Raw genomic sequence first — 23891 nt, 5'->3', positions numbered from 1 at the left:
GGGCGCCCTGGCGGGTGCTGTGGCGTACGTCGTGGGCTCAGCCCGCCTCCTCGCCGCAGTCGCCTTCCCCAGGCCGCTCAGGGCTTGATCAAGGGACCCGGCCACGACTCGTCCACCGAGTTCCGGCAGGGTTTCGCACAAGCCCCGCCTTCGTAGCTCAGGGGATAGAGCACCGCTCTCCTAAAGCGGGTGTCGCAGGTTCGAATCCTGCCGGGGGCACAGACAGAAGGGCCAGTTCGGGAGAGGTTTCCTCCCGGGCTGGCCCTTCGGCGTTTCAGGGGTCGTGCCACACGCGTGCCACTACGTCGGCCTCCCCGCCACAGGCGGCCCACCCGCGCATGGGCGGGTGGGCACGCAACAGGTCGCCCTCCGCGACCTCACGCCGAATGACGGATGGTCTGCAAGGTCCCGCCGGACCCATCATCAAGCAGCCAGAACGACCAGCCATTGCGGTTCGGGTTCACGTCCGGCTTGTAGTGCGCCACCACCGCCCGAGCCGCCCCGGTCGGGGTCTTGAAGCTTTGCCCGGCAAGCGGCCCCGAAGTGATGTCGATCCGCTTCGTGTCCTGGTCATAGCTTCCGCGAGTCCGATGACCTTCGTAGTCGACGTACACGTCGACCGTGCGCTCCTTCTCCGCGCCCGCCTTGCTCGCGGCGGCCGGGGCAGACGCCGGCACGCTTGCGGTTCTCACGAGCCGAGCCACAACCTCACCAGCAGTGGTACCGCCTATGCGCGCCGCGAACTCGATGGAGCGGTAGGTCTGTTCATCAACCTCAATAGTTGGGCTCATGCCCTCCCCCTTGCTAGTCGGTGTCGACCGCTCAAGACTAACGTAACTGAAGGACGCAGAGCAAGCAGAGAACGTATTCGACGAATTATGCGAAGCGAGCGAAAGGCCGGGCACAGGCGGAAGAGCCAGCTCACGAGGGGTTTCCTCCGAGGTTGGCCCTTCACGGTTCAGGCGTTTCGGATACAACTACCGCTGTTCAGACCAAAAAGGGGGCGGGCGCCACGTGACGCCCGCCGAGCCCGGTCGTGCGGGTCAGGCGTCATCGCGGTGTCGCAATGACGCCAGAGGTGGTGAGGCCTCGGTGCCCTCGGCGGATCAGATGGCCGCCGGGCCCTTCTTGTACCAGTCCGTGATCACCTTGGTCAGGTGCACGACGTTCTGCTGACGCATGATCGGGGCGGAGGCGTTCGGTTCGAAGTCCTCGTTCGCCGGCGTGGTGCGCCAGATGCTGTCCTCGCTGACCGGGGCGGTCATGTGCCGGTCGAGCCGCTTGAAGAACTCCTGGATGTCGCCGTCCTCGGCCCCGTCCTCCCGGAGGTTGCGGTAGACGCCGCCCAGGACGCGGAGCATGCCCACCGAGCCCAGGAGCGAGGACTCGCGCAGCCTCATGGCCTTGGTGGGAGGCGCCGGCGGCTCGTTCTTCTTTCTCTCGGAGAGCGAGGAGTCGTAGTTGTCCACGTCCTCCTCGGTGATCTCCGCGAGCGCGGTGAAGGCGATGGAGATGACGTCGAGGAAGCCGCGGACGCTCTCGATGACCTCGTTGTCGGTCAGCGACTCGACCTTCTTGCTGACGCGGCCGCCGGGGCCGGCGATGACGGCCCGCGTGATGTCGGCAACGTGCTTGGCGCCCATCAGGTTGCGGTTGGTCAGGGTCATCCGGTCCCGCTCGATGTCGATCTTGCCCAGGAAGAGGGGGTGGGTGACGATGTCGCTGAGCGTGCGGTTGGCGATGCGCGAGGTGTCGAAGCGGGCCCGGACGGCACCGGAGATGCCCTTGGCGTTGTCCGCGACGTCGACGAACATCTGCTGGCCCTTGACGCCGTCGGGCTCCACGTAGATGTCGATGCCGACGAACTCGTCCTTGAGCCGCCCCATCCGAGCGATCAGAGCCTCACGGTCCTGCTGCAGCTTCGCCTTCTTGGCCTCGTTGGCGCGGAGGATCTCCCGGTCGATGCGGGAGACCTCGTCCGTGATGCGCTTCTTCTCCAAGTGGACGCCGAGGATGCGGTGCTGGCCGTCGATCGTGATCAGGCGTCCGATACCGCCGATGGACCACGGGACGGTGAGGTAGCCGACCGAGCCGTCTTCGCTGATCGGCTCGAAGCGGCAGCTGCCGGTGTCGCGGATGAGGAGGGCCGGAGCCACCCAGCCGGGATTGTCGGCGAGGTACTGGCCGAAGCCCTTGGCGTGGGCGATGTCCACCTTGCGGTTGTCCGGGTCCGGCTTGGCGGGGTCCGGGATGGTCAGGATGACCGAGAGATCGGCGAGCGGGATGCGCGTCGTGTAGACGGTCCGGCCGCCCTGGCTGGTGCGGATCGCCAGGTAAGTGGACTCCTCACGCACCAGGGAGAGGCGCGAGGAGTCGACGGTGATGGTCATGGATGACGTCCTTTCCGAGCGGGTGGTCCTCGGGGGCAACGGAAGAGAGGGGGAGAGACGCAAGCGGGCGGGCAGCGCGTGACGCCCATCGGGTGGGGCGTGCGGCTCGGGCGGCGGCGTCTGGCGGGCGGCCCTGGCCGTGGAGCGTGAGGAACGGCTCCGGTCGGCGGGTTCGCCGGGTGCGGTGTGACCGGAGGCGAGGCGGGGGTGGGCATCGCGGCGGGCGCAGCTCGGGGGCCGCCGCGCTCCGGGTGGTGCCGCTGGAGGCGCAATGCCCGCGGCAGGCGTAGAAGGGGAGGGGGTGGAGGGGGCCTCGCAGGACGTACCGGTGTCCGTCTCAGGCCGTGCCCGGTGCGCCCTCCTGCGTGCTCTCGTGGGTGTTGCGACCGGTGATGGTGGGCTCTGGGTGCCGGCGGTCCTGAGAGCTCGCGGCGCGCAGGTTCAGGACAGCGCGGGCCCCGGCTACGAGATCAGTAGTTGCCGTTGCTCAGGATGTCGCCGTCGGCGTTGTAGACGGTGACAAGGCCGTTCTTGCTGGCCTTCCCCCGGCTGGACTGGAAGTCCGCGAAGGCCGAGGCGAGCAGCTTGGCGTTGCCGGCGTCCGCGCTGACCAGGTCCCCGGTGTAGTCCGTGTAGATGTCGGCAGTGTCCAGGATGTCGTTGTTCTTGTCGGCACCCTGGACCTTGGTGACGTGCGCCGCGGCCTCCCGCGTCTTCGCGGACTCGTGCTTCTTCACATACGCCTTGAAGGCGTCGACGGTGGACTGCTGGGGCGCGGCGGCCTTGGAGGAGCCGGTGCCCTTGGAGGAGCCGGTAGACGCGGCGGAGGGCGCGGCGCCGGCCGAGGAGTCGTCCGAGCCGGACCCGACGGCGGACGCGATACCGCCGATCACGATCACGGCCAGGACGCCGAGGCAGCCCAGCTTGGCCTTGGACCGCTTCTTCGGCGGCACGGGAGGCTGCGGGAATCCCGGCTGGTGCGGGAGTCCGGGCTGGTGCCCGTATCCAGGCTGCTGCGGGGGCTGGGTGGTCATCTGGGCTCCTCCTGTTGCGATGCGCGATGGGCAATGGCCGGGAGTGGAGAGATCCGATGCGCGGCGCGGACTCAACAGAGCACCCCCGCCGCCGCTTCCACTCGGAAGCAGGACTAGATAAGCACAACACTGAAAACACCGTCAATCACCTTCGCAGACTTGACGGCCGTTGTAGTGTGTTAACCGTTCCCTGTCCGACTGGCCCGAGAGGTGCGGAACCCCACGCCATGCCCCAGCAGCCACCAGCCCAACTGGCGCCCTCGGCGCACGTGACAGCCGCCGAGATCTCCCGCATCGCAGGGGTCACGCGCGCCACCGTCAGCAACTGGCGCCGCCGTCACGACGACTTCCCGGCCCCCAGCGCAGGCACGGAAACCAGCCCGCTCTACGACCTGCCGGCCGTCCAGGCATGGCTGCGGGGACGCGGGCACACCTCCACCGCCTCCCCGACCGAGGAACTGCGCACGGCGCTACGGCTACTGGGACCCGGCTCGGGTGTGGCCGCACGACTGTTCCCGCTGGTGGCCGCCGCGTCCCGCCGCACACCGGAGGAACTGGCCGAACTCGCCGCCCTGCACGACGACCAGCTGATCGCCCGAGCGGAGAAGACCGCGGGCGAGCTCACGGTGGCCGTGCCCGAGGCCGAGCCGTTCCGCTACGGCCCGGACGACGCGGGCGTGCTCCGCGCGCTGCTGGGTTGCGTCCGTGAGGCGGGGGCACAGGCCGCCGTCGACGTCCTCGCCGAACGCGAACTGGACGAGAGCGCCGCCAGCGGTGTCTACCAGACCCCGGAGGGCCTGGCCCTGCTCATGGCACGGCTCCTGCCCGCGGGCACGTCCCGCGTCCTCGACCCCGCCTGCGGCAGCGGCACGCTCCTCGCCGCCGCCGCCCGGCAGGGCGCTCGGGAGCTGTTCGGGCAGGACTCGCTCCCCGTCCAGGGTCAGCGCACCGCGGTCCGGCTGCTGCTCGCCGCGCCCGAGGCCGAGACGGCGATCCGCGTCGGCGACAGCCTGCGCGCCGATGCCTTCCCCGACGCCACCGTGGACGCCGTCCTGTGCAACCCGCCGTTCGCCGACCGCGACTGGGGCCACGACGAGCTGGCCTACGACCCGAGGTGGGCGTACGGACTCCCACCGCGCTTCGAATCCGAACTGGCCTGGGTGCAGCACGCCCTCGCGCACCTGGAGCCCGGCGGCCACGCGGTCATGCTGCTGCCGCCCGCGCTCGCCTTCCGCTCCTCCGGCCGCCGCATCCGCGCGGAACTCATCCGCAGCGGAGCCCTGCGCGCCGTCGTCTCGCTCCCGGCACGTGCCGCGTATCCACTCCACATCGGCCTGCAGATCTGGGTGTTCCAACGCCCCGAGCCGGGCGGCACGGACCGTACGACGGTGCTGTTCGTCGACGGGGAGGGCGAGCAGCGGGACGGCGCCGCGGGCACACCGTCCGCCACCGACACGGCCGCGGGTGCCGTCGCCGGCACCCGCGGCGGCTCACGCCCCCGCCGATCCGCCTCCTCCTCTTCCGCCGCCTCCTCAGCTCCCGCCTCTTCCGCCTCCGCCGGCTCCTTCGACTGGGCGGGGCTGACCGACCGGGTCCTCGACCAGTGGGCCGCCTTCACCACCGCCCCCGACACCTACGCCGACGAGCCCGGCGTCGCCCGCGCGGTGCCGCTCGTCGACCTCCTCGACGACGTCGTCGACGTCACCCCGGCCCGCCATGTGCGGGCGACCGCGGCCGACATCGACCCGGCCGCCCTGGTCCGCCGCGTCCACGACCTGCACGAGCAACTGGCCGAGCAGGTCGCTGCCTTGGCGGCCGCCTCCGCGTCCGGCGGGTGGCAACCGTCCGGGGCCTCAGCCCGCGAGTGGCGTACGGCGACCGTCTCCGACCTGGCGCGCGGCGGCGCCCTGACCGTGCAGCGGGCGGCGCCGTCCGGCACCCGAGGCTCCAAGGGCTCCGCCGCCCCCACCGTGGACCGGCCGGTCCTCACCGCCTCGGACATCTCCGCCGGAAACCCCCCGTCCACCAGGGCCGTCGACCTCCACGCGGACGCCGCGCAACCCGTCGCCGCCGGTGACGTCCTCGTACGCGCCCTCGGGGGCGGCGGCGACGCGGCCGCGATGACCCGGGTCGCGGACGACCGGGACGCCGGAGCCCTGCTCGGTCCGCACATCCACCTCCTGCGCCCCGACCCGGCCCGCCTCGACCCGTGGTTCCTGGCCGGATTCCTCGGCGCCGAGGACAACATCGCCTCCGCGTCCACCGGCAGCACCCTCGTGCACGTCACACCGGGCCGCCTGCGCGTACCGCTGCTGCCGCTGGAGGAACAGCGGCGCTACGGAGAGGCCTTCCGCCGCGTGTACGAGCTGCGCGCGGCCCTTCGCCGGACCGCCGACCTCGCCGCCGACACCGCGGCCACCCTCACCACCGGCCTCACCGCCGGCGTACTCCTGCCACCGGACGCCCCGGACACTCCAGACCGCGATTCCGCCTGAAACGCCCCACGCGTCCCACCGCACACGACCACACTGGATCCCTGCCGTCCCACGCCCGGACGGCGCTCTTCGGAAGGAAGCCGGGACCTCTTGAACAGCAGCAAGCACACGGAGTTGGCGAACCACGCCTGGTCCGTCGCCGATCTCCTGCGCGGTGACTACAAGCAGTCCGACTACGGCAAGGTCATCCTGCCGTTCACCGTGCTGCGCCGCCTGGAGTGCGTCCTGGAGCCGACGCGCGAGAAGGTCGTCGAGACCGTCGCCAAGTTCGCGGGCCAGGAGATCGACACCGACCACTTCCTGCGCAAGGCCTCGGGCCACTCCTTCTACAACAAGAGCGACCTCACGCTGCGGAAGATCGCGGCCGACCCGCAGAACGCGGCGAAGAACCTGCAGATCTACGTCGGCGCCTTCTCCGACAACGCCCGCGAGGTCCTCGACAAGTACGAGTTCAACCAGCAGGTCAGGAAGCTCGACAGCGCGAACCTGCTCTACCAGGTCATCGGCAGGTTCACCGACCTCGACCTGCACCCCGATGTCGTACCCAACCACAACATGGGCTACATCTTCGAGGAGTTGATCCGCCGTTTCGCCGAGCAGTCGAACGAGACCGCGGGTGAGCACTTCACCCCGCGCGAGGTCATCAAGCTGATGGTCAACCTGCTGGTGGCGCCCGACGCGGACGCCCTCAGCCTGCCGGGTGTCGTCCGCACGGTCATGGACCCGGCCTGCGGCACGGGCGGCATGCTCAGCGCCGCCGACGACCGCATCAAGGCCCTCAACCCGGACGCGACGGTCGAGGTGTACGGGCAGGAACTCAACCCCGAGTCCTGGGCGATCTGCCGCTCCGACCTCATGATCAAGGGCCAGGACCCGGAGAACATCCGCTTCGGCAACTCCTTCTCCGACGACGGCCACGCCCGCCGCAAGTTCGACTACATCCTCGCCAACCCGCCGTTCGGCGTGGAGTGGAAGAAGGTCAAGGAGGAGGTCGAGTACGAGCACAAGTCCCTCGGCGACGCCGGCCGCTTCGGCGCGGGCCTGCCGCGCATCAACGACGGCTCGCTGCTCTTCCTCCAGCACATGATCTCGAAGATGAAGCCGGTGGACGTGAACGGCGGGGGCGGCTCCCGCATCGCCATCGTCTTCAACGGCTCCCCGCTCTTCACGGGCGCGGCCGAGTCCGGCGAGTCCAACATCCGCCGCTGGATCCTGGAGAACGACTGGCTGGAGGCGATCGTCGCCCTCCCGGACCAGCTCTTCTACAACACCGGCATCTCCACGTACTTCTGGATCCTCACCAACCGCAAGGACGCCGACCACAAGGGCAAGGTCGTCCTGCTCGACGCGCGCGACCAGTGGCAGAAGATGCGCAAGTCGCTCGGCGACAAGCGCAAGGAGCTGGGCGACGGGACGAACGGCCGCCCCGACCACATCGGCGACATCACCCGGCTGTACGCGGAGGCGCTGCAGGTCGCGGGCGACCCGGAGCACGCTCTGCACGGCAAGGTCAAGGTCTTCTGGAACGAGGACTTCGGCTACCAGCGCATCACCGTCGAACGCCCGCTGAAGCTGCGCTTCGAGGTCACGGAGGAGACGTTGGCGGCGCTGGCGGAGGCCAAGCCGGTGGCGAAGCTGGAGCGGAGCGAGGAGTTCGTCGCGGCGGTGCGTACGTTGCTCGGCTCGTCCTGGACGACGAAGTCCGAGGCGTTCATCGCGCTCAAGGACGCGGTGGTCGCGGCCGGCCTGAAGTGGCCCTCGGGAGCGCCGTTCGCCAAGGCGGTACGGGAGACGATCGGCGTCCGGGACCCCGAGGGCGAGGTCCAGAAGGTCAAGGGCGCGCCGGAGCCGGACGCGGACCTGCGGGACTACGAGAACGTTCCGCTCGGCGAGGACGTCGAGGAGTACCTCAAGCGTGAGGTACTGCCGCACGTCCCGGACGCGTGGATCGACCACACAAAGACGAAGATCGGCTACGAGATCCCGTTCACGCGGCACTTCTACGTGTACAAGCCGCCGAGGCCGCTGGCGGAGATCGACGCGGAGCTGAAGTCGCTGGAGGCGGAGATCCAGGCGCTGTTGGGTGAGGTGACGGAATGACCATCACCGCAGACAGTTGGATCCACGGCGCACCTGTTCAATGGACGCGGGGGCGCATCAAGAACCTCATCGCCTCGGCCACCAACGGAACTTGGGGTGGCGAACCTGCCGAAGACGGCAGCGATGTCCGATGTATCCGCGCTGCGGACTTCGACCGTGTCGGGCGTCGGGCGAAGGTCGAAGGGGCTCCGTTGCGAACCATCGACGCATCATCGCTACGGCAGCATCTCCTGCGTCCCGGCGACCTCATCCTCGAGAAGTCAGGGGGAGGAGAAAAGCAGCCCGTCGGCATGGCTGTTCTCTACGAGGGTGCGGGGAAGGCAGTGTGCTCCAATTTCTGCGCTCGGATCTCCCCAGCAATTCATGCTGATTCTCGCTTCCTGACGTACGTCTTCGCCGCCGCGTACGGGCAGGGGCTGACGCAGAGTGCGATCAAGCAGACCACGGGTATCCAGAACTTGGATGCTGGGACCTTTTTCTCTTCGGCGTGGGCATACCCAGAGCTGGAGGAACAGCGCCGCATCGCCGACTTCCTCGACGCCGAGACCGCACGCATCGACCGACTCACTTCCATGCGAGACCGGCAGTCAAAATTGTTGGACGACCGTCGGCGGAGTCAACTCTCCGAGCTTGTTGCAAGCTTTACACAACGATTCGGCTGTATTCGCCTACGGCACGTGTCGATGAGGATTGAGCAGGGTTGGTCTCCCCAATGTGAGGATCGTCTCGCAGAACACGGCGAGTGGGGCGTCGTGAAGGCTGGTTGCGTCAACTCAGGACGGTTCGATCCGATCCAGCACAAGGCACTTCCTGCTGATGTGGAACCACGCCGAGAGTATGTACTCAAAAAAGGCGATTTGCTCATGTCGCGCGCGAGCGGCTCCATCGACCTCATTGGAAGTGTCGGCGTCGTTGGAGAAATCAGCGACAACCTGCTGCTCTGCGACAAGGTGTATCGGATCGGACTGGACTGGACGAGGGCGCAAGCTGATTTCGTGGCTCACGTACTCCGCGGCCACCAGGCCCGGGAGCACATCAAGAACGGAATTTCCGGAGCCGAAGGGATGGCCAACAACCTCCCAACCAGCGTTGTCAAAGACTTGCTCCTGCCAAACGTGCCCGTGAGTAAACAGGCATCCATCTCGGCCACCCTTCATCTGAGCGCCGAGTCAGTTGCACGCGCTCGAGAGTCACTGCATCGCTCTATCAAGACCCTCACCGAACGTCGCCAAGCCCTCATCACTGCCGCCGTAACCGGCCAGTTCGACGTCTCCACCGCCAGCGGGCGCAACGTAACGGACGGAGTGAGCGCGTAGCCATGAGCCCCATCCACACGGAGTCCGCTTTCGGTGATGCCATCGTCGCCGCGATGGTCGAGCGCGGCTGGCGCGAGGCGCGTCCGCAGGACTACCGGGCCGATCTCGGCCTGAACACCAACGAGTTGTTCGCCTTCATCGAGGCGACCCAGCCCGACGAGTGGAGTGAGCTGCTCACCGTCTACGGCAGCGACCTGAACGAGGCGGAGAACGGGTTCGCCGGCCGCCTCGACCAGGCCATCGCCACCAACGGCCTCCTCGACGTCCTCCGCAACGGCGTCAAGGACCGGGGCGTCCTCCTCCGCGTCGCCTACTTCAAGCCGAACCTCGTCGCTCACGACTCCGTACTCGACGGCTACCGGGCCAACCGCCTCACCGTCGTCCGGGAACTCGAGTACGCGACGAAGCAGGCGGACTGGGGCAACCGGCTCGACCTCACTCTCTTCCTCAACGGAATCCCCGTCGCCACGGCCGAGTTGAAGAACCCGCTGACCAAGCAAGGGGTGGAGCAGGCCAAGGAGCAGTACCGCTCCGACCGGGACCCCACCGAGCTGATCTTCACGCGCCGGGTCGTCGCGAACTTCGCCGTCGACCCGGACCTGGTCTTCGTCGCCACCCAGCTCAAGGGCAAGAACACCCGCTTCCTCCCGTTCAACACCGGCTCCAACGGCCCCGGTCAGCCGGGCGGCGCAGGCAACCCGGCCCCGACCGCCTACGGCACGTACGCGACCTCGTACCTCTGGGAGCAGGTCTGGCAGCCGGACAACTGGCTGGACCTGCTGCAGCGGTTCGTGCACCTGCACAAGAGCAAGATGCCCGGCGGCGGCACGACGAAGACGATGGTCTTCCCCCGGTTCCAGCAGTGGGACGCGGTCAAGAAGCTCACCGCGCACGCCGCAACGCACGGCGCCGGCCACGATTACCTGGTCATGGCCTCGGCCGGCTCGGGCAAGTCGAACACCATCGGCTGGCTCGCGCACCGCCTCAGCGACCTGCACACCCCAACCGACCCCCGCGAACTCGACCCCGAGGCCATCGCCAAGGGCCTCAAGCCCGGCGTGCCGGTCTTCGACAAGGTCATCGTCATCACCGACCGCCGCAACCTGGACGCACAGCTCCGGGAAACGATCGGCAATTTCGAGCAGACCGCGGGGCTCGTCGTAAAGATCGACGAGAAGCACGGGGCGAAGGGCGAGCAGCTCGCGAAGGCTCTCTCGCGTGACACCGGGAAAATCGTCACCGTCACACTGCACTCGTTCCCGGCGCTGCTCGACTACCTCCAGCGCAACCCCACCGAGATCCAGGGCAGCCGCTTCGCGATCATCGTGGACGAGGCGCACTCCTCGCAGTCCGGCGACGCCGCCACCGCCGTACGGTCCGCCCTGCGCGACCTCGGCCTGGACTCCGACTCGGACGACGCGGGCGCGACCACGGTCAAGGCCGAGGCCGCCAGCCTGGACGAGCAGCTCAAGAAGAGGGCCGAGCAGCGTTCCCGCGCCGCGAACCTCTCCTACTTCGCGTTCACGGCCACGCCGAAGGCCAAGACCCTCGAACTCTTCGGCACGCTGCAGGACATCGACGGCAAGGCGGCCTACCGGCCCTTCCACACGTACTCCATGCGGCAGGCGATCGAGGAGGGCTTCATCCTCGACCCGCTGCGCAACTACGTCACGTACAACACGTACTGGAAGCTGGTGAACCAGAACCCCGACGAGCGGGAGGTCGACCCGTCGAAGGCGAACTCCCTGCTCGCCCGGTACGCACTCACCCATGACTCGACGGTCGCTCAGCACGCCCAGGTGATCGTGGAGCACTTCGTGGCGCACAGCCGGGGCCGTCTCGGCGGGCGGGCCAAGTCGATGGTGGTGACCGCGTCCCGGCAGTCCGCCGTGCAGATGGCGCGCGCGATCAAGAGCTACATCAAGGACCGGGACTACGACACCAAGTACCCCGACCTGGGCGTCCTCGTCGCCTTCTCCGGCTCGCTCACCGTCGACGGCGAGGAGACCACCGAGCCGAAGGAGAACGGCGGACTGTCGGAGAGCGCGCTGCCGAAGGCGTTCGCGTACACGCGCGCCGACGACAAGGCCGCCCGAGCCGGCGGTGCGGGCCAGCGCGAGTACCGGATCCTGGTCGTGGCGGAGAAGTACCAGACCGGGTTCGATCAGCCGTTGCTGACGACGATGTACGTCAACAAGTCGCTGACCGGCATCTCCGCCGTCCAGACCCTGTCCCGGTTGAACCGGACCGCCGAGCGCAAGACCCAGGCGGACCTGGCGGTGCTGGACTTCGTCAACGACGCCAACGACATACAGGAGTCCTTCCGCCCGTACTTCGAGGAGGCGAACACCCTCCCCTCCGACCCCAACCTGCTCTACACCGCGCAGAGCCGGGTCATGCAGGCGGCGATCCTGTCCGGGCAGGAGATGGACGAGTTCGCCGCCGCGTACTTCGCCGCCAAGGAGAAGGCCGCGGGCTCACAGTCCAAGTGGGAAAAGCTGCACGCCGAGCTGTACCGGCTGCTCTCCCCCGCCGTCGCCCGCTTCACCGCTCTGCTCGAAAGCGACGACGAGGACGACCAGGAGACGGCGGAGGGCTTCCGCGCTGACCTCAACGACTACGTCAGGAAGTACGGCTTCCTCGCGCAGATCGTCCCCTACCGGGACGCCGAGCTGGAGCGGCTGCACCTCTACGGCCGCTACCTCCTCAACCGGCTGCCGCGCCGCGCGGACGGCGGCGTGGACATAGGCGAGATCGACCTCAGCCACATGCGGGTGGAGAAGACCGGCGAGTACGACGTCTCCCTCACCTCCGAGGGGCCGACGACGATGAAGGGCTTCGGCGACGGCTCGGGTGGTGCGAAGGAAGCGGAGAAGTCGCTGCTGTCGCAGCTGATCGAGAAGTTCAACGAACGTTTCGGCACCGATTTCACCGAGCAGGACTTCATCCGCCCGTTCGAGGAGGCCACGGCCGACCCGAAGGTGCAGGCGGCGGCCGTCGTCAACGACGAGGAGAACTTCGGCCTCGTCTTCGACAATGTCTTCGCGGACAAGATGGCCGACCACATCGACACCATCGCGGGACTGGGCCGCCAGTACTTCGGCCCCGACAAGGGCTTCAAGTCCAGCCTGGACCGCAGCGCCCGCAAGGCCGCCTGGCGAATGATCCGCCGCGAGGCGGGCCTGGACGACTGACGGACGGCGGCCCGCGAACCCGAGGGACCTGCCGCTGGTGATGCGCGGCAGGTCCATCGGGTTCGCGCACGTACGGATCAGGCCGACCGGTCGGCGGCCAGCCGGACGAGCCTGGCCCACGCGTCGGGGGCGACCGTCAGAACCGGTCCGGATCGGACCTTCGAGTCCCGGATGTGTACGGCCCCGGGAGCTTCGGCGACCTCGACGCATTCGCCGCCGTTGCCCGTGCTGTAACTGCTCTTGAACCAAGCGGCTTCCGGCACAGCCGCTCTGCTGCGCTGCACGTTCATGCCTCTCCCATCAGTTGCTCGATGAACGCCGACGACTCGCTCGGGGTCAGCGCCTGTGATCGGAGGATGCCATAGCGGGCTTCGAGCGTACGGACGTACGAGGTATCGGTGTAGAGACGACTGTCGTCTTGGACCTCCGCGTACGCGATGCGGTGCCCCTTGTCGGTGTCGATCAATGTGAAGGGGCCGCCGAGCGCGGCGTGGTCCTCGCGTCCGATCGGCATGACCTGTACTTCTACATTCCTCGATTGCCCAGTGAGCAGGATCTGTTCCAGGGTCTCGCGCATAGTTTTCGGGCCGCCGAGCTGCCTGCGCAGCACTGCTTCCTCGATGACGAAACTCATCAGAGGGGCCGGGCGACGGGTGAAGATGCTCTGCCGCACCATACGAGCTTCCAAGCGCTGCTCGATTACGTCGTCCTCCAGCAGCGGGCGCTGCATCTGGAAGACGGCCCGTGCGTAGTCCTCCGTCTGCAATAGCCCGGGCACGGCGTACACGGCATACACATTCAGCGCCGTCGCCCGCGCCTCCAACCGCGCCGCGTCCCGGAAGAACGCCGGATACTGTGCCCGCCCCACCTCCTCCTTCAGCGCCTTGAGGACGCCCCCGGCGTCCAGCACCTCGTCCGCGCGGTCGATGAACCTCGGCGGGGGAATCCGTCGCCCCTGCTCGAAGGAGGCGATCGACTGCCCCGCGTATCCCACCAGCTTCCCGAACTCCGGCCGTTCCAGGCCCGCCCGTACCCGCAGTAGCTTCAACTGCCGCCCGAACGCCGTCACCACGCCCGATCCCGGCTCGTCCTCCGGCCTCGGCCCGGCGTCTTCCCGCACACCCTCGGCCTCGCCCTGCTCCACCGACTCCATCGATCCAACGCCTCCCCGGCCCAGTTCCCCGGCCCAACGCGCCCGCCCCGAGCCGGTCACGAGGCGCGCCTCGTACACCTCCCGCCCCGTCGCGTACAACCAGAACGCGACGGCGCGTCACCACTGGTCACGCTACGCCACTGCCGGAAGCGTTGAGGGCATGACCAATGAGATCGCTGCTCCTTCCCGTAACGGTCAACCCATCGGCCCCACAGGGCACTTCGCGATGCGGTTCAGCTCCACCCCGCGTGGCGCGCGGCTCGCCCGGCGTCTTGCCGGGCAGCGGCTCGACGCGTGGGGCATCCCCTACGACTGCGACGCGCACCACGCGCTGACGCTGATCGTCGGCGAGCTCGCCGCCAACGCCGTCCGGCACGGCCGGGTCCCCGGCCGCGACTTCCACCTCTCGTTGGCCCGCGACGCCACGACCGTACGGATCGAGGTCACCGACACCCGCACCGAAGGCGTACCGGTCGTGGCGACGCCCACGGCCCTCCGCGACACCGGCCACGGCCTGCTCCTGGTGGGGCACCTGGCCGACCGCTGGGACTGGCACCCACGCCGGGAGGGCCCAGGCAAGACGGTCTGGGCGGAGTACGTCCTGTCGGCGGCAGGCCGACCGGCCGCCGCGCCCTCCTGCCCGTCGTCCACCGCCGCGACCGTGCCCATGTAGCACCGCGAGCCCTGGACGGCGGATCGACGCAGCGGTCACACTTGACGCCTGACCGTGACTGTTCATCACGCACACCGGGGGCAAGGTGCCGCAGGAGGCGATCTCCGACCGTTACGAACTCCTGGAGGAGCTCAGCCACGGCGGCATGGGGGACGTGTGGCGTGGCTACGACAGCGTGCTCGACCGGCCCGTCGCCGTGAAGCTCATCCGGCAGGCGTCGGTCACCTCCCCGCAGCTGGCCGAGGAGTTCGCCAAGCGCTTCCGCCGCGAGGCCCGCATCACCGCGCGCATCCAGCACCCCGGCGTTCCGCAGGTGTACGACGCGGTGCTCGACGCGTCGTACGAGCGGCTGTTCCTGGTGATGGAGCTCGTCGACGGCGTACCGCTGTCCGCCTACCTCGACCCCGGCCGGCCGCTGCCGGTCAGCTGGGCGGCCGCCGTCGCCGCGCAGGTCGCGACCGTGCTGTCGTACGCGCACGACGTGCCGGTGATCCACCGGGACCTCAAGCCGGGCAACATCCTCGTCGCCCGCGACGGCACGGTGAAGGTCCTCGACTTCGGCATCGCGGCGATTCTGCGCACCGACGTCACCAAGCTGACCGCGACCGGCAGCCCCATCGGCACCCACCAGTACATGTCGCCCGAGCAGGTCCGCGGCGGACGCATCACCCCGCAGACCGATCTGTACGCGCTGGGCTGTGTGCTGCACGAACTCCTCAGCGGGCGCGTCGTGTTCGAGGCGGAGAGCGAGTACCTGCTGATGTACCAGCACGCGAACGCCGCCCCCACCCCGCTGCGACGGCTGCGGCCCGACGTCCCCGAGGCGCTGGAGGAGCTGGTCCTGAACCTGCTGCGCAAGGCGCCCGAGGCGCGGCCCGCCGACACGCAGGAGGTGTACGCGCGGCTGCTGCCGTTCCTCCCGCCGCCGGGCCAGGAACCCGGCGCGGCCGAGGCCGGCCCGGCCGGAGCGCCCGATCCGACGGCCGTGTTCCGCCGCCCGTACGCGCCCCGCTCCCGCGCCCAGGCCCCGGCGGCCGGTGGCCGGACGCCGACAGTCGTCGCCCCGGGCGTGCAGCCGGTGCCCGTCCCCGCCCAGCTGCGCGAGGACATCAAGGAGGCGTACGCGCACTCCGACGCCCTGCTGGAGGAGGAGCGGTTCGCGCAGGCCGTCGAGGTGCTCGGCGAGGTCATCGAACCCGCGGCCCTCGCCCTCGGCTCCGAGAGCAAGCAGGTCCTGGCGCTGCGCCGTCAGCGAGCGGCAATCCGCCTCCTCGGCGGCGACTACCGGGCCGCCCTGCCCGAGTTCGACGCCCTCGCCGACGCGTACGCCCGCATCGCCGGGCCCACCGGCGAGCAGGCCCGCGCCTGCCGCGCCCAGGCCGCCCGGTGCCGCGCCGAACTCGGCCAGGTCACCGACGCGCTCGCCGCGCTCCAGGGCGTGCTGAACGTCGTGCGGGCCGTCGACAGCGACGTGAGCGAGGAAGCCGTGGAACTACGGCACAACATCGGGATGCTGCTGCTCGCCCAGGGCCGGGCCCTCGAAGCCCGGCAGGTCCTCGAACCGCTCCACCAGGACATGTGCATGGTGTTCGGCCCCGACGACGAGATGACCGCCGAGATCGCCGACGCACTCGCCGTGATCCGCCTGGGCCTCGACGCGCCGCCTTCCTGACCCGCCCTTCAGAAGTGCATTGTGCTCCGCCGGCATCAGGGGCCCGCGAGGACATCAGGCAGGCAGCCGCACACCGATCACTTCGAAGTGCTGGCCGATTTGGTGGCCGGTATTGCGAGACCATCCAGTCGACCCGTCGGCTGCATTACTTCCGTCGCGCCACTCGTCCTCGTAGAACAACAGACGCCCGTCCTGGTGCACCATTACAAGGTCCGTCGCCACTGCCGGTGAGCAGCCTGGCGCCTTCGAAAAGCACCTGGATTCCCAGGCTACTCGCTGGTGGACCAATCAGCACATCAGCGAGTATTGATGGAATCAGCACTGATTTACCAGCAGCAGTGTTGCCTTTTCATTCAACGATGAGGACTGTCGTGGGCTGAGGCTCAGACACCCAAACCTGAAGTAGCGGAGCGGCACGTTCGGCAGCTTCCCGCCGGTCAGGCGGCGCCACGATGACGTCGGCGGCCTGCCACGCGGTGGGCCGGAAAACCCGAGCTTCCCAAGCTGAGGGCCTCGATGTGCGCCCGCGTGCACCTGACAGATCCAGCGTGCGCCTTCCCCGCCGGCGGAAGCCGAGCCACGGTGCCCAGAGGCCGTAAGGAAGGCGTGATCCAGTACGTCACCGCCGACGACCGCGCCGTCGCGGCGGTCCTGACGGGACTGCTCGCCGCCGTCTACAAGGAGCTGGTCTGCAAGGCGCCGCCCGGGGCGTCGCCAACCCGACGCTCGTGCCGACCCGGCGCCGCCGCGTGGTGCGCGAGCCGGCCCTGGCGGGATCGGCGGTCAAGGCGCCGGTCCGACCCCCACGGCGGAACGGACGCCCTCGATGCGAGGGCGCCTCGGGTCGGCGCGGCTCCGACCGCATCAGTCGATCCCGCGCACTATGTGTGCGTCCTCGGGATCCTCTTCGTATCCGGCCAGCCGGACGGGAGCACGACGGGACCACGTCTCGAGGCTGCTCGGCTGCTCGGCCCTGGCGGGCCGACTCCGGGGTCCGTCTCCGGGCTCTTCAGTGAATGGCCGTTTCGGCGCCATACGGTCTCTCCTCACTCGCCATGACGTGGCGCACGTCCACGAACGTCTCTCGCCGATGCCGAGGGTTCGGCGAGAGAACCGTGTCCGCACGTCGTGCTCGACCGGCTACAGGTCGTCGCGGCGGACCTGGCGCCGGACCACCTGCCAGCCGCCGTTCACCCGGGCGAGGATGTCCTCGCACAGAGTGCTGCAGTAGATGGTGGGCTTCTCGCCGCGCCGCGTCTCCAGCACCATGACGTACGAGCGGGTGTGGACCCGTGCGCCGTCCGGGCCCGTTGCGTGTTGGGCCGCCAGCATCGTCATGACATGACGGCGGACGATCCCGGCCTCGGCCTGCGCGGCGAAGGCCCGGTCGCAGTGCTCGGCGATCGCGGCCCGGCCCCTGATGGGATCGGGGAACGCGTTGGTGGCGAAGACGCCGTCCTCCGTGAAGCTGCCCGCCCAGGCCGGCACGTCGAGGTCGTCCGAGGACTGCATCTGGCGGGCGTAGAAGTGCTGGAGGTCCTGATAGACCTCCGCGCTGACCGGTACTGGGGCCACTGCCGCCGCCTGGACCATAACGGAGCCTCCTTGAGGCTTGATCGGGAACTGGTGCATGTCACCGGCAGGTTGGGCATCCTGGCTCAAGGGCTGCTGTAGGTCCGGTCAAAGCAGGCGACGCGCTGTTCCCGTCCTGACCCTTGACCCGGTCTACAGCAGCCCTTGAGCCCGTCTCACCAAGGTCGGCGGTCGTGCGGCACCGCCTGCGCGGGCTGCCGGGTAAACGACTGCCGGAGACGAGGACGAGATGACCCGAACCGAGACGGCGCCCCTGACCGCCGAGACATCGCCGGAGGCCCCCGCCCTCCCGCTGCGTTGGGCGGAAGGCCCAGTCGACGCGCTGCTCGCGGACGCGGCACGTGCCCACCCGGCGAGGGTGGCGATCCGTGGTGGTGATGTGGAGATCTCCTACGCCGAGCTGGACGCGGCCGCGACGGACTGGGCCCGGACGCTGCACCGGGTGTTCGACGAGCCGCCGGGGACGGTGGCGGTCGCCCAGGCTCTCGATCCGGGGTTCCCCGCCGTGTACTACGGGATCCTGCGGGCGGGCGGTACGGCTGCCGTGGTCAATCCGTGGCTTCCGGCGCCTGTCCTGGCGCACGTACTGAGGCTGTCGAAGGCCCGTCTGGCGATCGTTCCGCGCGAGGTGCGGGAGCGGCTGCTGCCGCTGCTGGACACCCTTCCGGACCTGCGGCGGGTGCTGGTCCTCGGCGAGGACCTGGCGGACGCCGACGGTGGCGGCGACTGGCGTCCGACAGCCCCGGCCGAGGAGGACCGGGCCGTGATCCTGTTCACCAGTGGCTCCACGGGTGTCCCCAAGGCCGTTCAACTGAGCCATCGCAACATCAAGGTGAACACGGCACAGATGGCGGCGGCGCACCGCGTCAGCTCCTCCTCGACGCTCCTGCTCCATCTGCCGATCTACCACCCGATGCACATGAACACCGCTGTCTCCAAGGCGGCGACGCAGGTCCTGTGCACGAGTTCGCGCCCGGCCGAGGCGATCGAGCTGGCCAACCGCACCGCCGCGACGCACTACTACACTTTCCCCGTGCGCCTGTTGGAGCTCGCGGCCGATCCCGGTCTGCCGAACCTGCGCCTGGACACCGTCACGCTGATGGCATCCGGCGGCACCGCCGTTCCTCCGCGCGTGGTGCGCACCCTGGCGGACACCTTCGGTCTCCCGCTGCTCCAGGGATACGGCATGTGCGAGACCTCGTCGCTGGCGTCCTCGGACGATCCGGACTCACCCCGGGCGGGTTCCGTGGGGCTGCCTCTGGACGGCAGCCGGATACGGATCGTCGACCCCGAGTCGGGGAAGGTCCTGCCGGCGTACGACATCGGGGAGATCCAGATCCACGGCCCGCACGTGATGCAGGGGTATCTGGGACACTCCGGCGCCTCTCCGGTGGACGAGGACGGCTGGCTCGCCACAGGGGACATGGGGCATCTGGACGAGGACGGCTACCTCTTCATGTTCGACCGGGTCAAGGATGCCTTCCGGTGCGGTGGCGAGCTGGTGTCGCCGACCGCGGTGGAGCGCAGGCTGGACGCCCACCCGGCGGTCCGGGACTGCGCGGTCGTCGGGGGGCCCGATCCCATGCTCGGTACGTCCGCGGTGGCCTTCGTGGTGTTCGAGGACGGTGCCGACGCGGACATCGACACGGTCCTGGCCGCGGTCAACCCGGACCTGACCGATGGGCAGCGTATTCGCCGGGTCGAGGTCGTACCGGACATTCCGCGGCTCGCCACCGGCAAGGTGGCCCGCGACGAACTCAGGGGACGTCTTGTCGGTGACTGAGCCGCAGGAGCAGGCGGGGCACGCCTGGGAGATCGACGAGAGCTGCATCAACTGCGACGTGGCCCGCCAGCTGGCGCCGGAAACGGTGGTCGAGGTCGACGCCCGTTCCGTACTGGCCCGCCAGCCGGCCGGCGCAGCAGAAGAGCTGGCCCTGGCGAGAGCGGCGGTCGCCTGCCCGGTGCGGGCGATCCGGCGCGGCCCAGGGCAGGTCCCGACAGCTCCCTTCCCGATGCGCCTCGACGGCGAGGTCTATCTCTGCGGGCACAACTCAGCCCGGACTTTCGGGGCCAACGCCTACCTGGTGCGCCGCCCGGAGGGCAATCTGCTGGTGGACACGCCGCGCTGGACGTCGGCGGTCGCTGCCTCGTACGAGAGGCTGGGCGGCATCGCACACATCCTGCTGACACACCGCGACCACACCGCCCATGCACAGCGGTTCGCGAAGCACTTCGGTGCCCGGGTGTGGATCCACGAGGGTGACAAGGACGCCGCGCCGTACGCCGACATGGTGCTGCGGGGCAGGGAGCCGGTCGAAGTGCTTCCGGGTGTGACCGCGCGACCCGTGCCCGGTCACACCCGGGGGAGCGTGGTGTACGTGGTGGACGAGCGGTACTGCTTCACCGGTGACACCCTCTACTGGTCGCGGACCGCGCAGAACCTCGAGGTGTTCGAGACGGTGGTCTGGTACTCGCGTCCGGAGCTGGTCGGCTCGCTGCTGCGCCTGGCCGAGGAGGCACGCTTCAGCTGGGTGCTGCCCGGCCATGGCGACCGGTGCCACCGCCCGGCCGGCGAACTGCACGAACGGCTGTTGGGTCTGGTCGCGCGCATGCAGGGGAGGCCGCCACAGCCACTCGACATCGGTGCGGTCGAGTGGTGAGCGGCCCCGCGCCCTCCACGCCCTCAGCCCGGTTCAGCCCTTGCTGCGCCATTGGGCGTCGAACCCGCGAATGACGTGGTCGAGCATCCCCTGCAGGCTCTCCAGCTCGTCCCGGCTCAGGCCGGAGAGGGCCTGTCGGATGTTGTGGATCTGCAGCGGCAGCGCCTTGGCCAGAGTGGCGCTGCCGTGCTGCGTGAGTACCGCATAGACGGCTCGCTTGTCCTCCATGGGTGTCTCCCGGCTGACGAGCCCGGCGAGCACCATGCGGTCGACGAGCTTGGTCACGCTCGCCTTGGAGACGACCAGGTCGCGGCTGAGCTGAAGCAGTCGCATCCGTGTGCCCTCGGCGTTGCTGAGCCGGGCCAGGACCTCGAACCAGGCGAGGGAGATGCCGTGTTCCTGGGTCAGTGAGCGGTCCAGGGCCTTGGAGACATGGCCGTAGGTGTGCGCCAGGGAGATCCAGGCCCGGAACTCCGCCCCGTTGGTCCCGCTCGCGGCGGGGGCCTCATCGGGCATGACACCCGCATCAGTTGACATGCTAACTCTCTCCTGCCTACCCTGAAGGTGTCGCGGTTTCCAGGTTAACTGTTCCACGTCCTACCGCATTTGTCACGCCCCGGTGCGGCACCTCTTTCGAGAGTGCGCAAGGCCGCGAGAACGCCTCTTCCAGACACCTCACACCAATCCGCAGTCCATTCGAAATCCAAAGGAGTCGGAGATGGACAGCACCACCTCTCCGGATGCGTCCGAGGCCACCACGGGCCATTTCGGCCGCACCATGACCGTGACCGCCATCGCCACATTCATGGTGTCCCTCGACCAACTGGTCGTCACCACCGCGTTGACGAAGATCCGAGAGCACCTGCACACCGGTCTCGAAGGGCTGGAGTGGACGGTCAACGCCTACACCCTCACCTTCGCCGTCTTCCTGCTCACGGCCTCCGCCCTGGCTGAGCGCTTCGGACGACGCCGGCTCTTCATCGCGGGCCTCACCCTGTTCACCGGGGCATCGGCGATGGCCGCACTCGCACCGGGGATCGGCGTACTCATCGCGGCCCGCGCGATCCAGGGCCTCGGCTCGGCCATCGTGCTCCCGCTCACCCTGACCCTGCTCTCCGCCGCGGTCCCGCCGAGCAAGCGAGGAGCCGCCCTCGGCGTGTGGGGCGGAGTGGGCGGACTGGGTGTCGCCCTGGGCCCGGTGATCGGTGGCTTCATCACCGAAAGCGCCTCCTGGCAGTGGATCTTCTGGCTGAACGTGCCGATCGGCGTGGTGCTTCTCGCCCTTTCCTCGGCCTGGCTGACGGAGAGCTTCGGCCCGGCGGCCAAGCTCGACCTGGTGGGTACCGTGCTGGCCTGCCTCGGTCTGCTCGGTGTCGTGGTGTCGATCATCCGGGGCGACGCGGAGGGCTGGACCAGCGCGCAGACCCTGGGCGAGGGGATCGGCGGCCTCGTGGTGCTGGCGGCGTTCGTCGCCTGGGAACTGCGGACGCCGCACCCGATGCTGCCGATGCGGCTCTTCGCCGGGCGTGCCTTCACCACGGTGAACCTGCTGTCCCTGTTCATGTTCTTCGGGATGTTCGGCTCGATCTTCCTGATCACCCAGTACCTGCAGACCGCGCTCGGTTACTCGCCGTTCGGCGCGGGACTGCGCTTCCTGGCGTGGACCGGCGTGGTGCTCATCGCGGCACCGCTGGGCGGCGGCCTGTCCGACAAGATCGGTGGCAAGCCGATCATCGTGGCCGGTCTGGCCCTGCAGAGCGTGGGGCTGCTCTGGCTGGCTCTGTCCATCACGACCGGGAGCTCGTTCCTGTCCCTGGTGCCCGCCTTCCTCTGCAACGGCTTCGGTATGGGCCTGTACTTCGGGCCGGCGGGCAATGTCGTCATGGGCTCGGTGCGCCGTGAGGAGGAGGGGATCGCCTCCGGTGCCAACAACGCGATCCGTGAACTCGGCGGCGTGTTCGGGGTGGCCGTGCTCGCGGCGGTGTTCGCCGGCCACGGCGGCTACGACAGCCGGGAGCACTACGTGCACGGCATGCATGTGGCCTTGTGGGTCGGCTTCGCGTTCGTCGCCCTCGGGGCCGTCACCGCGCTGCTGATGCCCCGTCAGGGCCGGGTGACCGTACCGGAGGCCGAGCCGGTCACCGCCCCCCACGAGGCGCGGTCCGCGGTCGCCGTCGGCGAGTAGCGCACCCGCCCGCTGTGCCGGCCCGGGTCCGACGCCTCCCCCGTCGTCGGGCCCGGGCCCTTCTGTGGCAACACGGCCTTCGTCACGGCCCGGACCGGGCCGGATGAATCAGGTAAAGCCTGCGCACAGCGCATCCCGAGCCCAAGGAAAGGGGTATTCACGTGATAGTCCTCGTGAATGTCTTCCAAGTCCACGGATCCGCCGCCGAGTTCGAGCGTGAATTCGCGAACGTCTCCGAATGCATGCGGGCGCAGCCCGGATTTCTGCATCACAGGCTGCTCTGCTCCGAGGGCGCCGACTCGACTTATGTGAACGTCGCGGAGTGGGAGGACGAGCAGTCGCTGCGCGACGCGCTGGGCCGCCGCGAGGTCATAGAACGCCTGCGCCCCCTTGCGGCGTTCGCGACGGGCAGGCCGACGGTCTGCCGCCCGGTACTCGACCGTTCGTCCCTGGGGGTATGAGATGTCAGTCGTCCACACCGCACCGACAGCCCCGGTGCATGAGGTCAAAGAGATCGAGGAGGGCGTCTACGCCTACCTCCAGCCGGACGGTGGCTGGTGCCTGAACAACGCCGGCATCGTGCTGGCCGGCACAGGACCTGTACTCGTGGACACCGCGGCAACGGAGGCGCGGGCCCGTCAGCTGCGGCATGTGGTCGACGATCTCAGCCGGACCCCCGTGGACATCCTCGTGAACACCCACAGTCACGGCGACCACACCTTCGGCAACCACCTCTTCGAGCAGGCCACGGTGGTCGCGCACCGGAAAGCCGCTGCCGAGATGGCCGAGCACGGACTGGCTCTCACGACCCTGTGGCCCGACGTGCGGTGGGGGCATGTGGAGGCAGGCGCTCCCGAGGTCGTGTTCGACGACCGTATAACCCTGCCGACGGCCGGATTCCGGATCGAGCTGATCCACTTCGGTCCGGGACACACGGTGGGCGACGCGGTCGTCTGGCTTCCCGACCAGCGTGTGCTGTTCACCGGCGACCTGGTCTTCTCGGGCGTCACGCCGTTCACGCTCATGGGGTCCGTGGCGGGATCCCTGCGGGTGCTCGACCGGTTGCGGGCGCTGGAGCCGCGGGTGGTGGTGCCGGGGCACGGACCGGTCGGCGGCCCGGAACTGCTGGACGCGGACGCCGACTACCTGCGGTGGGTGCGCGGCCTGGCGCGCCAGGGCATCGCAGAGGGGCTGGCGCCCTTGGCGCTCGCACGGGCGACGGTCCTGGGACCGTATGCCCGTCTGGCCGACAGTGAACGCCTGGTGGGCAACCTGTACCGGGCGTACGCGGAGGAGCACGGTGCCGAGTCGGCCGAACCGCTGGACGTCCCGGCCGTGTTCGGGGAAATGGTCGACTTCTGCGGGGCCCATCCGCACTGTGCCGCGTGACTGCTTCCCGCCGCACCGCATAACCGCCCCCGGCACC

General features: G+C 69.1%; 18 protein-coding genes, 1 tRNA gene and 1 pseudogene. 13 read left to right on the top strand and 7 right to left on the bottom strand.

Annotation, left to right across the window (positions count from 1 at the left end):
- Positions 1 to 146: 146 nt before the first annotated feature.
- Positions 147 to 219: transfer RNA gene (locus AC07C1_RS16115), tRNA-Arg, on the top strand.
- A gap of 158 nt (positions 220 to 377) precedes the next feature.
- On the opposite strand, the gene AC07C1_RS16110 is transcribed toward AC07C1_RS16115, so the two are convergent.
- From AC07C1_RS16110 to AC07C1_RS16100, 3 genes are all read right to left on the bottom strand, one after another.
- A complete protein-coding gene (locus AC07C1_RS16110) occupies positions 378 to 791 on the bottom strand; it encodes a hypothetical protein (RefSeq protein WP_478939387.1) in 414 nt (137 codons plus the stop codon).
- 315 nt (positions 792 to 1106) lie between these two features.
- The gene (locus tag AC07C1_RS16105) at positions 1107 to 2390 is read right to left on the bottom strand and encodes a DNA sulfur modification protein DndB (RefSeq protein WP_478939386.1); all 1284 of its coding nucleotides are present in this window, start codon (positions 2388 to 2390) and stop codon (positions 1107 to 1109) included.
- 470 nt (positions 2391 to 2860) lie between these two features.
- The gene (locus AC07C1_RS16100) at positions 2861 to 3424 is read right to left on the bottom strand and encodes a hypothetical protein (protein ID WP_478939384.1); all 564 of its coding nucleotides are present in this window, start codon (positions 3422 to 3424) and stop codon (positions 2861 to 2863) included.
- Positions 3425 to 3693: 269 nt separating this feature from the next.
- Between AC07C1_RS16100 and AC07C1_RS16095 the strand changes: the two genes are divergently transcribed.
- From AC07C1_RS16095 to AC07C1_RS16080, 4 genes are all read left to right on the top strand, one after another.
- Complete coding sequence (locus AC07C1_RS16095) at positions 3694 to 5919, top strand: N-6 DNA methylase (RefSeq protein WP_478939459.1); 2226 nt, start codon at positions 3694 to 3696, stop codon at positions 5917 to 5919.
- A gap of 90 nt (positions 5920 to 6009) precedes the next feature.
- The gene (locus AC07C1_RS16090; RefSeq protein ID WP_478939382.1) at positions 6010 to 8019 is read left to right on the top strand and encodes a type I restriction-modification system subunit M; all 2010 of its coding nucleotides are present in this window, start codon (positions 6010 to 6012) and stop codon (positions 8017 to 8019) included.
- Positions 8016 to 9335 carry a restriction endonuclease subunit S gene (locus AC07C1_RS16085; protein ID WP_478939380.1) on the top strand — a complete coding sequence of 440 codons (1320 nt, stop codon included), beginning with the start codon at positions 8016 to 8018 and terminating at the stop codon, positions 9333 to 9335. The genes AC07C1_RS16090 and AC07C1_RS16085 overlap by 4 nt, the downstream gene beginning before the upstream one ends.
- A gap of 2 nt (positions 9336 to 9337) precedes the next feature.
- Positions 9338 to 12529, top strand: coding sequence for a type I restriction endonuclease subunit R (locus tag AC07C1_RS16080; protein WP_478939378.1), 3192 nt, complete (start codon positions 9338 to 9340; stop codon positions 12527 to 12529).
- A 77-nt stretch (positions 12530 to 12606) separates the two neighbouring features.
- Here the strand turns inward: AC07C1_RS16080 and AC07C1_RS16075 are convergent, their stop codons facing one another.
- Both AC07C1_RS16075 and AC07C1_RS16070 read right to left on the bottom strand, forming a co-directional pair.
- Positions 12607 to 12819 carry a DUF397 domain-containing protein gene (locus AC07C1_RS16075; protein WP_478939376.1) on the bottom strand — a complete coding sequence of 71 codons (213 nt, stop codon included), beginning with the start codon at positions 12817 to 12819 and terminating at the stop codon, positions 12607 to 12609.
- Positions 12816 to 13682: a helix-turn-helix domain-containing protein gene (locus AC07C1_RS16070; protein ID WP_478939375.1), complete on the bottom strand. Its 867-nt coding sequence runs from the start codon at positions 13680 to 13682 to the stop codon at positions 12816 to 12818. The genes AC07C1_RS16075 and AC07C1_RS16070 overlap by 4 nt, the downstream gene beginning before the upstream one ends.
- A gap of 160 nt (positions 13683 to 13842) precedes the next feature.
- Between AC07C1_RS16070 and AC07C1_RS16065 the strand changes: the two genes are divergently transcribed.
- From AC07C1_RS16065 to AC07C1_RS16055, 3 genes and pseudogenes are all read left to right on the top strand, one after another.
- Positions 13843 to 14355: an ATP-binding protein gene (locus tag AC07C1_RS16065; protein ID WP_478939373.1), complete on the top strand. Its 513-nt coding sequence runs from the start codon at positions 13843 to 13845 to the stop codon at positions 14353 to 14355.
- An 85-nt stretch (positions 14356 to 14440) separates the two neighbouring features.
- A complete protein-coding gene (locus AC07C1_RS16060) occupies positions 14441 to 16027 on the top strand; it encodes a serine/threonine-protein kinase (protein ID WP_478939371.1) in 1587 nt (528 codons plus the stop codon).
- 591 nt (positions 16028 to 16618) lie between these two features.
- Positions 16619 to 16818, top strand: a pseudogene (locus tag AC07C1_RS16055) (oxidoreductase); the annotation flags it as partial.
- Between the two features lie 349 nt (positions 16819 to 17167).
- Here the strand turns inward: AC07C1_RS16055 and AC07C1_RS16050 are convergent.
- Positions 17168 to 17620 carry a nuclear transport factor 2 family protein gene (locus AC07C1_RS16050; protein ID WP_478939370.1) on the bottom strand — a complete coding sequence of 151 codons (453 nt, stop codon included), beginning with the start codon at positions 17618 to 17620 and terminating at the stop codon, positions 17168 to 17170.
- A 229-nt stretch (positions 17621 to 17849) separates the two neighbouring features.
- Between AC07C1_RS16050 and AC07C1_RS16045 the strand changes: the two genes are divergently transcribed.
- Positions 17850 to 19403: a class I adenylate-forming enzyme family protein gene (locus AC07C1_RS16045; RefSeq protein WP_478939368.1), complete on the top strand. Its 1554-nt coding sequence runs from the start codon at positions 17850 to 17852 to the stop codon at positions 19401 to 19403.
- Positions 19396 to 20280: an MBL fold metallo-hydrolase gene (locus tag AC07C1_RS16040; RefSeq protein ID WP_478939366.1), complete on the top strand. Its 885-nt coding sequence runs from the start codon at positions 19396 to 19398 to the stop codon at positions 20278 to 20280. Before AC07C1_RS16045 ends, AC07C1_RS16040 begins: the two co-directional genes overlap by 8 nt.
- 33 nt (positions 20281 to 20313) lie before the next feature.
- Here AC07C1_RS16040 and AC07C1_RS16035 read toward each other — a convergent pair whose 3' ends face one another.
- Positions 20314 to 20817: a MarR family winged helix-turn-helix transcriptional regulator gene (locus AC07C1_RS16035; protein ID WP_478939364.1), complete on the bottom strand. Its 504-nt coding sequence runs from the start codon at positions 20815 to 20817 to the stop codon at positions 20314 to 20316.
- Positions 20818 to 20998: 181 nt separating this feature from the next.
- Between AC07C1_RS16035 and AC07C1_RS16030 the strand changes: the two genes are divergently transcribed.
- From AC07C1_RS16030 to AC07C1_RS16020, 3 genes are all read left to right on the top strand, one after another.
- Positions 20999 to 22465 (top strand): MFS transporter, encoded by a 1467-nt coding sequence (locus AC07C1_RS16030; protein ID WP_478939362.1) that lies wholly within the window; start codon positions 20999 to 21001, stop codon positions 22463 to 22465.
- A 161-nt stretch (positions 22466 to 22626) separates the two neighbouring features.
- Complete coding sequence (locus AC07C1_RS16025; protein ID WP_478939361.1) at positions 22627 to 22926, top strand: antibiotic biosynthesis monooxygenase family protein; 300 nt, start codon at positions 22627 to 22629, stop codon at positions 22924 to 22926.
- A gap of 34 nt (positions 22927 to 22960) precedes the next feature.
- A complete protein-coding gene (locus AC07C1_RS16020) occupies positions 22961 to 23854 on the top strand; it encodes an MBL fold metallo-hydrolase (protein ID WP_478939359.1) in 894 nt (297 codons plus the stop codon).
- Positions 23855 to 23891: the final 37 nt, after the last annotated feature.

It is taken from the genome of Streptomyces sp. NPDC045022 (genome assembly GCF_056432605.1).
The sequence above is the reverse complement of the archived record's forward strand: the minus strand, read 5'-3'. Positions and strand labels throughout refer to the sequence as shown.